The organism is Acinetobacter sp. yr461, assembly GCF_900110445.1.
Classification (GTDB): domain Bacteria; phylum Pseudomonadota; class Gammaproteobacteria; order Pseudomonadales; family Moraxellaceae; genus Acinetobacter; species Acinetobacter calcoaceticus.
Genome location: NZ_FODU01000014.1, coordinates 1 through 14626, shown reverse-complemented (window position 1 = coordinate 14626; position 14626 = coordinate 1). Strand labels below are relative to the sequence as shown.

Sequence of the window (14626 nt, the reverse complement as noted above, 5' to 3'; positions counted from 1 at the left end):
CGGAATTTATATTCCGGTATTTTTTAATTATTCTTTTAACATTTTTTCCATTTCTTCGCGGTCTGTTTCATAGGTACAACCTAATAATGTCATCGGACTTTTTCCGGTCATTTCTGATAAGTTGAGATTATGATAAATAGTAAAAGAATCTGCTGTTGCTGGTTCTGTCTTGACGGTGCGAACACCTCTAAAAAAAGGTAATGTTTTAAAGTCTGGATGTTGAGGTATATCAAATTTTTTCGAAAGTTGATTAACATTTGCATTTCGGAAAACGGCTACTATGCCTTGACCCGCCAAAGCAATTTCATGAGTTTTAATACCAAATAATTGAATGGGCTGAGCTGTTTTATATAAATAGATGAAAGGCTGTTCTGGATCATCAACTTTTTTAAAACCAAGTGCTGATAAATTTTCATCATATTCAGAAGCAAAATTGGTATAAGTTTCTTGATCTGATTGACACTCTATAATCTTTTTTAAATCATTTATTTCAAATGCATATGATGTGCTACTCAGCAATAAAAAAGTGGCAGAAAGAAATTTATATATCTTTGGAAAGTGCATTTTTATCCTCAATAAAGTGTTATAGCTATTTAATTTCTTGCTCTAAAAGTTTGTCTTTAAGCATCAGTAATTCTGGTAATGTTTCTAATAATAAACTGATTTGTTTTAAGACTAATGTATATTTCTCGGAAAGTTGTTCATGAGTGGTTAGGCCTCGAATTTCTTGCAATGTTTGCTCAATATGTGTGTTGTCGGGTAGTGACTGCCCAAGTACACTTTGACTAAGAATTTGCTGGCAACGCAGTAATAATTGTAAAACTTGTTCTTCATCAATTTTTTGTCGTTGACTGCCTAACGCTGCCACATAGCTGAGTTGACTGTGGCTATAAACCAAATAACGGAAAGCATAATGAATGAGCTCGGGATTAGGGTTGGGCTCGGCACTTAAGCTTGAAATCATGTTCGATAGCTCAATTTGAGCATTATGGGCCGCACGACGAATTCGACGGTACTCTATATCTTGATTTTTGCCATATTGGTATTGCTCCACAATTACATTGAAATAGTCGAGCGTTGCTTTGCTACTTTTCTTAATGTTGTTAGGAATATTGCGAAAATTCCAATCAGGCCATATAAAGCTTACAGCGAGCCATGCAATAAAACAGCCTAATAGCGTATCTATCAGGCGAGGTAAAATAATGCTGTAGCCTGCACCCTTTAAATTAAAAATTAATAGCACCATGAGGGTCGCCATAAGAGTGGCCAAGGCATATTTCTTCTGCCGTAAGTAAAAAAAACAGACTCCGCAAATAATCGTAATGATGAGCTGACCTTCAATACTCGGTACAAAATATAAGATTGGTATTCCTAATAAAACACCGATTAATGTCCCAATTGTTCGAAGCTTAAGGCGGCTTTTGGTCGCAAAATACGTAATCTGACAAACAAATAAACTGGTCAGTAAAATCCAGTAGCCATGCTGAGCAAAGGGTAATAATGAAATGGCATAGCCCGCGGCGAAAACGACGGCAATTCGTATCGCATGTCTGAACAATGCAGATTGAGGGGTAAGCTGTTGCCGAAGTTTCAAGATCAGATCGGAAAATCCTTGAATATCATCATCAAGTAAATTTAAGTGCTCTTGCCTTGTCTGGGTATTATTTTCAGGGAAGGGCTGTGCATATTGCAGTTGTTCAAACTGTTCATGCATTCCTTTTAAATTATCAAAAATGAGTCTTAAATTTTTAACTTCAAAATTTTGTGGATGCTGTTGTATCCAGTCCTTTAAAGAACTCTCTAGGTGATTTAATCCTATCTGGCTTTCTTGCGAAGGCTGAGATGGCCGATTATATAAAATACATTGGGCTAAGTCCTGACAAGCTTGTGCTTGTAGGCGTAGATTTTTTTGGAAACGGAAAATAAGATCACTACGGCTAAAGTTCTGTTGAATATGTTCGTAATGTAAGTAATTAGAGGTGGCTTGCTCGTGAATGTCCCGCGCAAAAAAGTACAGGTTTAGCCAATAGATACTTTTATTACTCACCCGTGAAGCCTTCAGCCGAGTGAGCAGGGAACTGCGTATTTGATTGAGGCTTTGAGCCACTTGTGTGTTTTGTAGGGATAATTCATATAAGAGCTGTTCTACGTTCTCTTTATTGTCGGGATCAAACAAACGTGCTTTTGCTTGAAGTAATCCAGAAATTTCTTTAAAAATTTGTGAGAGTTTATCTTGTAAGGGAAGTGTAGGTTTAATAATAAAAAATAAAATAGAGGTGAAACCGTACCACAAAGCTCCATAAACAAAGTAGGTAGGCTGCTGATACCAATGAGCATATTCTCCTAAACCGAACATGCTATAAATGGAAAGCAAAATAGTGCCAAACGAAATCGTGGCATAACGTTGTCCTAAAGCCCCTAATAAAATGAAAAAAGCGCTAGAAATTGAGAGATAGAGAATAAAGAAAATTTTGTAGGGAGCGAGAAATCCAAGAATGCTACTGACTGTAAAAAATAGCAGGCAGACATAAACCAAGTTACGTAATCGAATACTTAAACGGTCATCAAAGTCGGTTAACGCTGCTGCAATTGCCCCTAAAGTCACAGGAACAATCAGCTCGTTATGGCCTAGCGAAAGCAAACCTAAAGTTGTGCCTGTGAGTACAATCAAAATTTGCAGGCAATAAATTAAAATCGAGTTTGTCTTAAAACTATTAAATATTTGGGTCAAATAATTCACGGCTTTTGTTCTAAATTAGAGAATACGTGAGAAAGCAGTATGTAACTTTAAATTTTTATTACTTCAAAAATATTATTCTTTTTATCTACAAAAGTCAGTCACTTTTTAAGATTTTATTAGGCTTAAACCAAGTTATAGCGATCAATAAATTAACAAAATTGTGGATATCTTTTTAGATACCCACAATTTAATAAACAGATAAATTATTTAATCACGCCACATGCAATTCGTGCTCCGCCACCGCCTAGAGGCAAAGGTGAATCTGAGTAATTGTCGCCACCCGCATGAATCATGATCGCTCGGCCTTGAATATCTGCAAATTTCAATCGAGGTGCGATCACAGCCGTGGTTGCAACACCAGTATTATCGACCACTAAAGCAGGTAGATCGCCTAAATGGCCAGTCGTTGGCGTACCGTGATGAGGAGCTTGGTTAGGATTGTAGTGACTACCAGCAGCTAAAGCAGCACCAGGTTTTCCATCTTTCTCAGCAGGAGCACAAGAGGCATTTTCGTGAATATGGAAACCACGAGTACCGCTAGGTAAGTCAGCTAAAGCAGGGGTAATAATTAAACCTTTGTCGCTATCTTGAAAGCTAATGGTACCTATTTTTTTACCAATACCATTTGCGGTAACTTCATTTACATCAACCACTTTCTTCGTATGCATTGTGGTTAATGAGTGAGCCGTGTCGGATACAGTTTTTGTGACTGAACTACAGCCGACTGCAAAAAAAGCTGTAAGCGCAAACACTGCGCCAATTTTATTAAAAGTCTGCATGGTTGGATGCCCTTATAAATATATATGTCTGATTATTAGATTCAAACAAAGGAAGGCTTAGCCTACAAGTTAATTTAAATAGTCACTTTGTATCTTGAAACATTTTTAAATTAAATACGTATGTCACTCTTTATGATTGGATGATTCATTATCAGAATCATAAATCATGGACGTTTTAGGCATAGGTTCAGGCTCAATAGTTTCATGTAACCATTCACGCCAAATCGCCAGTAAAATGGCTAAAATTACAGGTCCAATAAATAATCCCACTAACCCGAAACTCGCAATACCACCTAACACACCAAACATAATTAATAGGAATGGAATTTTAGTGGCACCAGAAATAACAAGCGGGCGAATCACATTATCTGAGCTACTAACAATTACCACCCCCCATACAATTACACCAATTGCTTCCATAGTTTGTCCCTGAGAGAACAACCATAAGCCGACGCCTAAATAGGAGATTGGAGTACCAAATGGGATGAGAGCCAATAAGAAAGTAGCAATGGTGAGTACCATTGGGTTTGGTACACCCGCTACGAAATAACTTAATCCAGCTAAAACGGCTTGAGCAATTGCAGTTAAACCAACACCGTAGACTACGGCACGAGTCGTTTCAGAAATCGTATCAAGATAGTGATGAACACGAAGGCCTATCACCATTTCTAAAGCTTTGCTCACTTGAGACAAAATCAGTTGTCCATCACGGTAGAAGAAAAAGAGGCTAAATACGGCAAAGCCAAGTTTGACAATATTTTTACTAATTTCACCGAGCAGCACACGACCATAACTTAAATGGCTTTGTACCCAAGCTGCAATGTTCTGAATCGTACTATTAGGATCGTTATTTAACTCATTGAGTGTGCGAGAAATTTCTTTTCCAACAAAAGGAAGATCGCGAATAAAATCAGGAACGCTTAAATGACCCGAAAAAACCTGACGTTGTAAATCAAAATATAAGTTGCGGCCTTCATGCTGCAAAATAAAGATAGCGCATGTAAAAGGTATGCCAACAACCAAAATGACCAGACTAATCATTAGTGTTGCATTTAAAGTATTACGGGTTTCTCCAAAAAAACGCTGAATTCTTAAATAAATAGGCCAAGTCATATAAGCAATGATGGCAGCCCAAAGAACAGGAACAATAAAATATTTCAGGATATTAAATCCTAAAAAAATCAAAATAAAAAACAGCCCAAACAATAAAACGCGCTGTAAATTAGGAGCGTATGGATGCACGAACAATATTTCTCTAATTTTCTACGTAGAATAAAGTCATATTAACTGAAAAATAACCTGAGGCAAATTTTAAGGCCGTAATGTAAAGAACCTTATACAACTCTTTTTAGAAGCTAAAATTCACTTAAAACCACTCAGCTTTGTCTTCAACTAACTTGTTTAGAACGGGTTGCCATTGATCTTGAATACTAATAAAGTTTTTTTGTGGTTTATCAAAAACACTTAAACCCTGCATAGCTAGGCTACCATAAGCACTGCGTTCAGAAATCCATGCAACAGGTTCCTGTTCAATTTTTTCAAAAAACTGTTGAATATCTTTTGAGCTTGCACTGTTCGGTTTTACACGATTAGCAAGAAGTAAAATCTGTACTTTGCCTTTACGAATGCGTTTAATATCTTGTAAATGCTTTAAAAAGCGACGAGTACTGTCTATATCAAAAAATGAAGGTTGAAGTGGAGTAATAATGGCATGAGCTTCGCTGATGAGTTGTTCAGCGTGTTCACCTGAAAGTGCACCAGGTGCATCAATAATTAAATAATCAAGATTTTTTGGTGCATCACCAATTGATTTTTCATGACGCCAGTCGAGGCTCTGAATCGTTGCGACGGTATCAGGGCGCTGTTTTAACCACTGTAAAGCCGATTTTTGGTTATCGGAATCTGCTAATGCTACTTTATATCCTTTTTGTGCCAATGCCGTTGCCAACGTAATGGCCGTCATGGTTTTTCCGCATCCGCCCTTCTGATTTGCAATAAGTATCGTTTTCATAAATCCAATTATTTTCAGCAGCACATTTTGTTTATGTTTTATACCTTAGCATCTTTTTATGAGAAGTAGATGACCGCATTTGACAAAAGTTTAAGCTGTTTCGTTATTTTAGATATGATTAGATCTGCAATGTTGATTTGTGCTTGTTAAGGAAAGTTTATGTCTGTATGGCTTGCCATGCTAATTGGAGCGGGTATTGGTATTATTATCACTACTATTATTTTATCAAATACTCGCAATGGCCGAATTAAGGCTGAATATGAGCAATATATTGCTGAACTTGAATTGGAACACCAACAAGCTCTGACTCAAGCACAAAAGCGAAGCGTGAATACAAGTCGCGCGGTGTTGAAAGGGAAAATGGCAGAACAATTTGCTCCCATTTTGCCAGAATTTCAGTATCTACCGAGCGATGCAAAATTCATGGGTGATCCGGTGGATTATATTATTTTTGATGGATACACCGATTTTCGAGATGGGGATGGAACGGCAGAAGACATTAATATTATTTTACTTGATGTAAAAAGCGGTGGGGCAAGGCTAACCAAAGGCCAACAGGCAATTGCACAAGCTGTGCAACAAGGCAACGTCCGTTTTGAAACTTTAAGAGTGGATTTTGAAGATTAAATTCTAATTTTGAGTGCACAAAAATAGACGAAATTAATCTGTATTGTTACTAAATTCCGATATTTTTTTCATGGCTTGCGACTACTATAAATTGAAGATCTATTTAATTTGATCTAGCAATATTCGAGGTATAAAGCGATGAAAAAACAACGTTTAATGATGGGCTTGCTGGCTGCTATTAGTATGGGTTCAGCATTTGCATCGACCTCAAGTGAATATAATATTGCCCAAGGTTTGAACCCTGTTGAAAAGGACCAGTCTATTTCAGTATTACAGCCTTTTCAGGGGAATTTCAGAATCTTGGGTTCAAAAGTTTATCAAAATGATGAACAAGCTAAATTTTCACCTATTGACTATGCAGTAAGCTGGGGATTGTTTGCTCAGCCTGAAATTGCACGCCATATTTCAGTAAAACAATATGACCGTTATTTAAACTGGAAAATTCCTAAATTACCTGTTCCAGCAGACCAAGCGATGCAAATGGTGTCTAATATGCACATCATTCCTGCGAACCCGCAAATCGCCCAACAAATTAAACAGGTAAAACGTGGAGATCTGGTCTATCTCAAAGGTGACCTTGTCGAAATTAAAGATAAAAACCTAGTCTGGAAATCGTCGCTTACACCAACTGATACAGGTGATGGTGCTTGTGAACTATTTCGTGTGCAATCTATTCATTGGGTTGAAAAGCAAAATATATAATTTAAAAAAGCCTTCATAAATATGAAGGCTTTTTATTAAGGAATGTAGTACTTATTTCTGTTGCGATGCTTTCCAATATTTTAATTGATTTTGTGCTTGTAAATAGTCGGCAAGATCGTTGATCTGCTCATCTTTATTGGCTTGCTTATCACGCAAGTGTTTTTCTTGGTTTTCCCAATATTGGTAGAGTAGGCCTTGTACATAACGGCCTTGTTCAGTTTTTAAATCCAAATCTTTTAACATGGTAAGAGAAGAGCGCACATTATCAAGAGTACGTTGTTGCTCAAACTCTGTAGTGAGGGTTCCAGCTTCATGCATTTTTGCTAATTCGCTTTCCATCTCGTCACTCATTTCTGTAAAGCGGCGGTCATAATCCTCTAGTAGCGCAATATCGTGTGCATCCTCAGCAGTTGCTGGAAAAGTCTTAATAGGTCTTTCATTCAGTTTTTCTAAAACCTGATCGGTAGATGAGGTGGCAGAAGGTTGTTCCGTCTTAACAGGCTCATCCGCTTTTTTACAAGCAGTAAGAAATAGGCTAGAGCAAAGCAAAGACATTAATATGATTTGAGGTGTTTTCTTCTTCATAACTTTCAACCAAACCTATTCACTAATTATTTAACGGGTAACGTACTTTTCTGAAAGTGATATGCATACGTAACATATGGAAAATCAATCTGATCTTGAGGACCTAATCCCGTAAAATCATAAACAATTTTTTCAAACTGTGCTTTGAGTTGTAATTGATCTTTTTCAGTCATTGCGGCAATAAAACTTGTTGAGAGTAATCGTTTGCTCACCACTTGTTCGACACTACCTCGTTGTGACTGTGTAAATGTTTGTAGGCTATCAAACACAAATAAATCCTGCTGTTCAAATACGCGTTTCCACTTTTCACTATGATAACGGGGTGTATCTCCTTCAAGTGGAAGTAGAAAATCAGCTAAAGCTTTGACCCAATCCGTACGCTCATCGCGTTGATTCCAAACCAGCCCTAAATGTCCTTGTGGTTTTAATATCCTATACATTTCTGTTAGGGTATCTATGTTGTCAAACCAATGAAAAGATTGCGCACAAATAATGGCGTCAACTTTATGGTCTGCTACAGGAATAGAGTGACTAAAAGCCTGTAATGTTTTGATATCCGGATAAACGTGTTGAAGCTGCTGTAACATCTCGCCAATTGGCTCAACTGCAATAATATCTGCATGTGTTTGTTTTAAGTAGGGTAAGAATTTGCCAGTACCCGATCCAAGATCGATAACAGTAGAGTTTTCCTGTATTTGGAGGTAATTTTGCAGCCAACTCACTATTTCTGCGGGATAATTAGGCCTAACTTGCTGATACAGTTCAGCAGCTGAGCTGAAGCCTTTTTGAGCGGCAGGATGTAAGGATTGTGTCATATTTTGCGCTTTTTAATCTGACTGGCATCTATAAAATAAGATACTCCGCAATCATAAATTGGCAAAACACCTATTTTGTTTCATTTTTGACGTTGTATGTGGGAGCAAATTTTCTTTCGGTGTGAGCATGGATAAGCAAATTATTTTTGAAGACGAACACATTAGAGCCATTTTTTTACCAGGCGATTCTAATACATTGGTTCTCTCTTTTGGCGATTTGATTACCCGAGCGAGTGGCTTATCTATCAATGCTGAAAAGTCCCTAATTAAATACCAATACAATGTTATTGGGATAATGCCAAAACAAAAATCATGGTTTCCTCAAGCGAGCATGATTGAGCTGGCGAAAACAATTTCGCCTGTTCTTCAGGGTTTTAAAAATATTGTGGGTTATGGCGGTTCGATGGGCGGCTATGCAGCAATCAAATATTCTAATTTATTGAATATGAACCGTGTGATTGCATTTGTGCCTCAATATTCAATTGATCCTGACCATGTTGAAGATCGACGCTATGCTGAGTTTTTTGATGCGGTAGCAAACAAAGACATGCAGATCCAGCTGCAAGATGTGGATGCAGCGCGTGAATATGTCATTGTTTATGACCCTTATTTCTCGATTGACCGCGAACATTACTTAAAAATAAAAGAGCTATTGCCAAGCTTACATACGATTCATTTGCCATTTACTGGTCATGAAGCATTGTCAGTATTAGCAAGTTCAAGTTTATTGCATGATTTTATTGAGCATGAATTTGACGAAATTTATTTCTATCAACAGGTTCGCAAGGTCAAAAAGCAAAGTAAATTTTATTTCCGTAATGTACTTGCACATGTTCTTTCGCATCATGACGACATGTTGTTAAAAATATTACGCCAAAATGATTTTCAGCTAGATGAACGTTATTTTGATAATCCACTTAAACAGGCTATTACCCGTAGTCTTATAAAAGCAAAGCAGGCAACTGAGTTAGACTTCCAAAAACTGGGTATTAAGGTACAACAAACTCAGCAAGAGGTGAGTTATAAAGAGGGATTACAGAATAGCTTTAATTCAATTTTGGTATTCAACCTCATTAACTCAAAGTTTGAGAGTTATGCTCTAGATGTTTTGTTGGCAAATAAGTCTTATTTGATTCCAATTGTGGCTGAACACACTGGTGTAGTGCACATTGAATTAAATAATGAAACTTATTTGTTAGGGATGAATGATCGCAAAGTCATTAAATTGTTCAAGAGCAAAGAGTCTTTAACATCTGACATGAGTCCGTTTGTAATCAAAAAATATTCCGACTTTTTTGCAATTAGCTATAAACAATTAAATTTATCTTGTGATGAACATGGCATATGTGAATTTATAGAAGGTTCAATCAAGCCTACTGAACAACTGATCTCAATCGCCTATTAAACCTTTCTGGTGGTTAAATAAAGCTCAAGTCTAAAGATTTGGGCTTTATTTTTTGCTTAAAAAATATTTTTTCATTAATTTATTTGTATATTAAATTCAAAGTCATTATTTAAATAAATGATGTGTTTGTTTTGTGAATATCTGGCGTATTAAATACAAGCATTATAAATTAGGTGAAAAAATATCATGCTTTTAAATAAATGATCTTTGTATATATATAAAGTAAATAAATGATTAGAGGCTAATTAAAATACAACTATAACTTTAAATTTTAATAAGTGTTTGTTTTTTATTTATATGTTATTTATGTGGTGATAGGTTGTTTAAAATAAGTTCACTATTCAAAGATAATTGCATATTTATTTTTTTATCCTAAAATGATTTTTTACTAAATTGTCGTTACAGTTTTTTATATGCAATCATTAAATTATCGGAATAATGATGCATCGCAACATGGAAGTTCTGCACCTTTGAAACGAGCAATGAGTACTCGACATTTGGTGATGATCTCCCTTGGCGGTGCCATAGGTACAGGTCTTTTTTTAGGTTCTGGTGACGTAATTTCTCAAGCAGGCCCAATTGGCGCAATTATTTCTTATTTTTTGGGTGGTTTAATCGCCTACACCGTAATGCTATGTCTCGGTGAACTTGCCGTTCATGTACCTGAATCGGGTTCTTTTGGAGAATACGCCCGCCGTTATATCGGTCCCGGTACGGGCTATATGATTACTTGGCTGTACTGGTTAACTTGGACTGCCACTTTGGGGACTGAGTTTACTGCTGCGGCTTTACTGGTTCAGGAGTGGTTTCCAACTACCTCTGTTTGGGCTTGGACTCTGTGTTTTGGTGCTCTAGTTTTTATTCTGAATGTGAGTTCAACTCGATTGTTTGCCGAGTCTGAATTTTGGTTGGCACTTGTCAAAGTGATTACGATTATCTGTTTCATTGGTTTAGGGCTGTTGGCAATTTTTGGTTTTATCCCTTACCACGGGCATGAGACAGCGCCATTATTTAGTAATTTGACAGCACATGGTTGGTTCCCTCACGGTTTATTTCCAATTTTTGCAACTATGCTGATCGTTAATTTTGCATTTTCGGGTACAGAGTTAATTGGTGTGGCGGCTGGTGAGACTGAAAACCCTGCAAAGACCGTCCCAAAAGCGATTAATGCAGCCATTTGGCGTCTACTAATTTTCTTTGTTGGTACCATTGTTGTGATTACTTCACTATTGCCATTCGAGCTTGCAGGTTTGAATGCAAACGAAGTAAGTAATAGCCCCTTTGTGACTGTGTTTAATTACATTGGTATTCCTTATGCGGAAGATATTATCCGCTTTGTAATCATTACGGCTTTACTCTCAGCTGCCAATTCTGGTTTATTTGCTGCTTCACGTATGATGTGGTCACTTTCAGTAAAAAACCAATTACCAAAAATATTTTCAAAGCTTACTCCTTCAGGAACACCGATTGTTGCTATTACTGTGACGATGTTTGGTGCAATACCTGGGTTGCTTTCAGAGCAGTTTGCTCCTGAGACGATCTTTAAAAATTTATTGGGTGTTGCAGCGTTTACCATGGTGGTTGTGTGGATTGCAATTTGTGTATCTCAATTTAATTTCCGTAGACAGTGGTATAAATCTGGGAAAACTGCAAAAGATTTACGTTTTGCTGCTCCTTTATTTCCTTTGACTCCAATTGTGGGTGGTCTGTTCTGTGCTGTTACTTGCATTAGTATGGTGGTTGATCCTTCGATGCAAGTTGGCTTTATCTGTTGTATTGTTTTTATTCTTTTATGTTATGCGAGCTACTTCATTTTTTATCACAAGAAAGATGTGGTACAGAGCTAAGCGTTGTATGCTTTCACAAGCGTAGTCTAAAGGTCCCATTTGGGGCCTTTTTTATGGTCTGTAGGAAATTAAAAAGGATGGATTTTATATATTTTTTTTAAAAATGAATTTTTATTTTTAATCAAGGAAACAAATGTTGTTTTATAAATTCACCATTTATCGGATTTTATTAATATTTATTTATTATAAATATTTGATTAAGTCTATGTTTAGTCTTGTTATTTAATAAGGTGGTGTTTTTAGTTTTTTGGAATAGAGGGGTAGAATAGGATTAATATGGATTTAATGTGGAGAATAGATAATTTTTTGATGGTTTTTGAAAAGATTGAATTTCATAACTAATTGTTATTTATAATTAAAAATATTTACATTTTTCATATTTATGGAAGTTTATTTTCTATAAGTTTTTTTTATTAGAGTTAAGGTTTTTTTAATATTTGTTGTTTTTTTATTATAAAAGTCAGTGCGATTTGATTATTTTTTCTCTGCTTATTTATTTTAAAATGTTCTAAATGAGCGTGCTCTGTGCTATATTTATTGGAAGATTTTATATCTATGTTTCGGCTTAATTTTAAGCAGTATGTATGGAAATAATTAATCTGTAGCATTATTGAACAAAGTTTATTTTTAAAAAGACTAATGGAGGGATCTATCGATTAGTCAAAAATAATTTTATGGACTCATGATTTTTGTAAATCATAGTTCTTTTTAACTCCCAAACGGTTATGTCACTTCTTTTGTATTCATATTTCAGCCGGCTGGTTTAGTGGGTTGTAGTTAGTTTTTGCTTTTATAAAGCTATCTTTATAAACAGTAATTTAGACAAAAGAAAACTTGTAAAAGATATCGATATATAAAAGTAGATCATACTTTTAGTATCAACAAATGGAATTTAAAAAGTCTGATGCTTTAGAAGGGCAGAAGATTTGGTAAATAAACTAAGACATTGTTATTGCAAAGTTTTAGTTGCTAAATAATAAAGATTGCAGATTTATCAAATCTGAATCTATGAAGGTATATAGGAAAAAAGATGGCAGATCTTTCATACGTAAATGAACACAGCGATGCTTGGCAAACTTACTTGGCACAAATTGACCGTGTTGCTCCATATTTAGGTCACTTGGAAGAGTATATCGATACTTTAAAACGCCCAAAACGTGCGCTTATTGTAGACGTGCCAATTGTAATGGACGACGGTTCTATCCAGCACTTTGAAGGCTACCGTGTACAACACAACTTGTCTCGTGGCCCTGGTAAAGGCGGTGTTCGTTACCATCCAAATGTTGATTTGAATGAAGTGATGGCGTTGTCTGCATGGATGACAATTAAAACTGCTGTTTTGAACTTGCCATTTGGTGGTGCAAAAGGTGGTATCCGTGTTGATCCGCGTAAATTATCAAATCGTGAATTAGAGCGTTTGACTCGTCGTTATACGACTGAAATCGGTCACATTATCGGGCCTCAAAAAGATATCCCTGCTCCAGACGTTGGTACAAATGCCAATATTATGGGTTGGATGATGGATACTTATTCTACGAGCCAAGGTTACACGGTAACAGGTGTTGTAACTGGTAAACCAGTTCACTTAGGTGGTTCTTTAGGTCGTGTAAAAGCGACTGGTCGTGGTGTATTTGTTACAGGCCGCGAAGTAGCTGCAAAAATCAATTTACCAATTGAAGGCGCAAAAATTGCTATTCAAGGTTTTGGTAACGTTGGTAGTGAAGCTGCGTTCTTATTTGTTGAATCAAAAGCGAAAGTTACACACGTTCAAGACCATACAGGCACTATTTTCAATGCTGACGGTATTGATCTTGAAGCGTTACGTGATCACGTAAATGCAAATCAAGGTGTTGGTGGCTTCGCTGGTGCGCAATCAATTGCTGATGAAGATTTCTGGACAGCAGAAGTTGACATTATTGTTCCTGCTGCATTGGAAGGTCAAATCACTGTTGAACGTGCTGAAAAACTTAAAGCTAAGTTGATTTTAGAAGGCGCAAACGGCCCGACTTATCCTAAAGCTGAAGATGTGTTAGTTGAGCGTGGCATTGTTGTAGTACCTGACGTTGTATGTAACGCCGGCGGTGTAACGGTAAGTTACTTCGAGTGGGTTCAAGACATGGCGAGCTACTTCTGGACCGAAGAAGAAATCAATGAGCGTTTAGACAAATTGATGGTTCAAGCTATGGATGACGTTTGGAATGCAGCGAACAGCAACGCTTGTACTTTACGTACAGCAGCTTACATCTTGGCATGTGAGCGTATTTTAAAAGCTCGTAAAGAGCGCGGTATTTTCCCAGGCTAATCTGCGGAAATTACTTTTAGAAAAAGTGGTCTGAGCAAATACAAAGGATGTTATAGGGTTTATTTGTTCAGTCCCTTTTTCTGAATTATTAAAATTTAAGTGATATCGAATATATTAAATAAATACTGAGGTAAGCATGGAACAGCCAATTTCTGTAACTCGAAGCAACTTTAACGACTGGATGGTTCCAGTTTTTGCACCGGCAAATTTCATTCCTGTACGTGGTGATGGTTCGCGTATCTGGGATCAAGAAAATAAAGAATATATTGATTTTGCAGGCGGGATTGCAGTAAACGCATTAGGTCATGCGCATCCAGTGGCAGTAAATGCTTTAACAGAACAAGCGACAAAACTTTGGCATGTAGGCAATGGTTATACAAATGAACCAGTTCTACGTCTTGCAAAACAACTCACCGAAAATACATTTGCAGACAAGGTTTTCTTCTGTAACTCGGGTGCAGAAGCCAATGAAGCTGCATTAAAACTAGCACGTAAAGTGGGTTTAGACAGCGGTGTTGCTGGCAAAAGTGGCATTGTGGCATTTAAAAATGCTTTCCATGGCCGTACGTTATTTACCGTTTCAGCAGGTGGTCAGCCCAAATATTCACAAGACTTTGCACCACTTCCAAACGGCATTAACCACGTTGCCTTTAATGATTTAGACGCAGCAAAAGCGGTAATTAATGAGCAAACATGTGCGGTTATTGTTGAGCCGATACAAGGTGAAGGCGGCGTTATTCCTGCTGACATCGAATTTTTAAAAGGCTTACGCGCACTGTGTGATGAGTTTGGTGCCTTACTTATTTTTGATGA

The 14626-nt window shown here is 36.8% G+C and carries 13 protein-coding genes; 6 read left to right on the top strand and 7 right to left on the bottom strand.

Translation table 11 applies throughout. The annotated features are described in order from the left end of the window. Positions 1-27: 27 nt before the first annotated feature. The 5 genes from BMW38_RS15660 to BMW38_RS15640 all read right to left on the bottom strand — a co-directional run bounded on the left by BMW38_RS15660 (position 28) and on the right by BMW38_RS15640 (position 5530). Positions 28-564: a hypothetical protein gene (locus BMW38_RS15660; RefSeq protein WP_092709763.1), complete on the bottom strand. Its 537-nt coding sequence runs from the start codon at positions 562-564 to the stop codon at positions 28-30. A gap of 25 nt (positions 565-589) precedes the next feature. Then, the gene (gene yccS, locus BMW38_RS15655; RefSeq protein ID WP_092709759.1) at positions 590-2740 is read right to left on the bottom strand and encodes a YccS family putative transporter; all 2151 of its coding nucleotides are present in this window, start codon (positions 2738-2740) and stop codon (positions 590-592) included. A 203-nt stretch (positions 2741-2943) separates the two neighbouring features. Continuing rightward, positions 2944-3519: a superoxide dismutase family protein gene (sodC, locus tag BMW38_RS15650; protein ID WP_045433290.1), complete on the bottom strand. Its 576-nt coding sequence runs from the start codon at positions 3517-3519 to the stop codon at positions 2944-2946. Between the two features lie 123 nt (positions 3520-3642). Then, positions 3643-4761, bottom strand: a complete 1119-nt coding sequence (locus BMW38_RS15645) for an AI-2E family transporter (RefSeq protein ID WP_092709756.1) — start codon at positions 4759-4761, stop codon at positions 3643-3645. Positions 4762-4885: 124 nt separating this feature from the next. Beyond that, complete coding sequence (locus tag BMW38_RS15640; protein WP_003653744.1) at positions 4886-5530, bottom strand: ParA family protein; 645 nt, start codon at positions 5528-5530, stop codon at positions 4886-4888. 159 nt (positions 5531-5689) lie between these two features. Here BMW38_RS15640 and BMW38_RS15635 point away from each other — a divergent pair, with 159 nt between their 5' ends. Together BMW38_RS15635 and BMW38_RS15630 are read left to right on the top strand one after the other, a co-directional pair. After that, positions 5690-6157, top strand: a complete 468-nt coding sequence (locus BMW38_RS15635) for a Holliday junction resolvase-like protein (protein ID WP_004639641.1) — start codon at positions 5690-5692, stop codon at positions 6155-6157. Positions 6158-6295: 138 nt separating this feature from the next. Beyond that, positions 6296-6859, top strand: a complete 564-nt coding sequence (locus BMW38_RS15630) for a hypothetical protein (protein ID WP_092709753.1) — start codon at positions 6296-6298, stop codon at positions 6857-6859. A 51-nt stretch (positions 6860-6910) separates the two neighbouring features. Here BMW38_RS15630 and BMW38_RS15625 read toward each other — a convergent pair whose 3' ends face one another. Together BMW38_RS15625 and BMW38_RS15620 are read right to left on the bottom strand one after the other, a co-directional pair. Beyond that, positions 6911-7444 (bottom strand): hypothetical protein, encoded by a 534-nt coding sequence (locus tag BMW38_RS15625; RefSeq protein ID WP_092709750.1) that lies wholly within the window; start codon positions 7442-7444, stop codon positions 6911-6913. A 26-nt stretch (positions 7445-7470) separates the two neighbouring features. Further along, a complete protein-coding gene (locus BMW38_RS15620; RefSeq protein WP_092709746.1) occupies positions 7471-8259 on the bottom strand; it encodes a class I SAM-dependent methyltransferase in 789 nt (262 codons plus the stop codon). 127 nt (positions 8260-8386) lie between these two features. On the opposite strand from BMW38_RS15620, the gene BMW38_RS15615 reads away from it, so the two are divergent. From BMW38_RS15615 to BMW38_RS15600, 4 genes are all read left to right on the top strand, one after another. Next, positions 8387-9664 carry a hypothetical protein gene (locus BMW38_RS15615; protein WP_092709743.1) on the top strand — a complete coding sequence of 426 codons (1278 nt, stop codon included), beginning with the start codon at positions 8387-8389 and terminating at the stop codon, positions 9662-9664. A 413-nt stretch (positions 9665-10077) separates the two neighbouring features. Continuing rightward, positions 10078-11511 (top strand): amino acid permease, encoded by a 1434-nt coding sequence (locus tag BMW38_RS15610; RefSeq protein WP_004639631.1) that lies wholly within the window; start codon positions 10078-10080, stop codon positions 11509-11511. A gap of 1030 nt (positions 11512-12541) precedes the next feature. Beyond that, positions 12542-13813, top strand: coding sequence for a Glu/Leu/Phe/Val family dehydrogenase (locus BMW38_RS15605; protein ID WP_004639628.1), 1272 nt, complete (start codon positions 12542-12544; stop codon positions 13811-13813). Positions 13814-13949: 136 nt separating this feature from the next. After that, positions 13950-14626, top strand: a 677-nt coding sequence (locus tag BMW38_RS15600; protein WP_139193546.1) for an aminotransferase class III-fold pyridoxal phosphate-dependent enzyme, incomplete at its 3' end; no start/stop codon positions are given.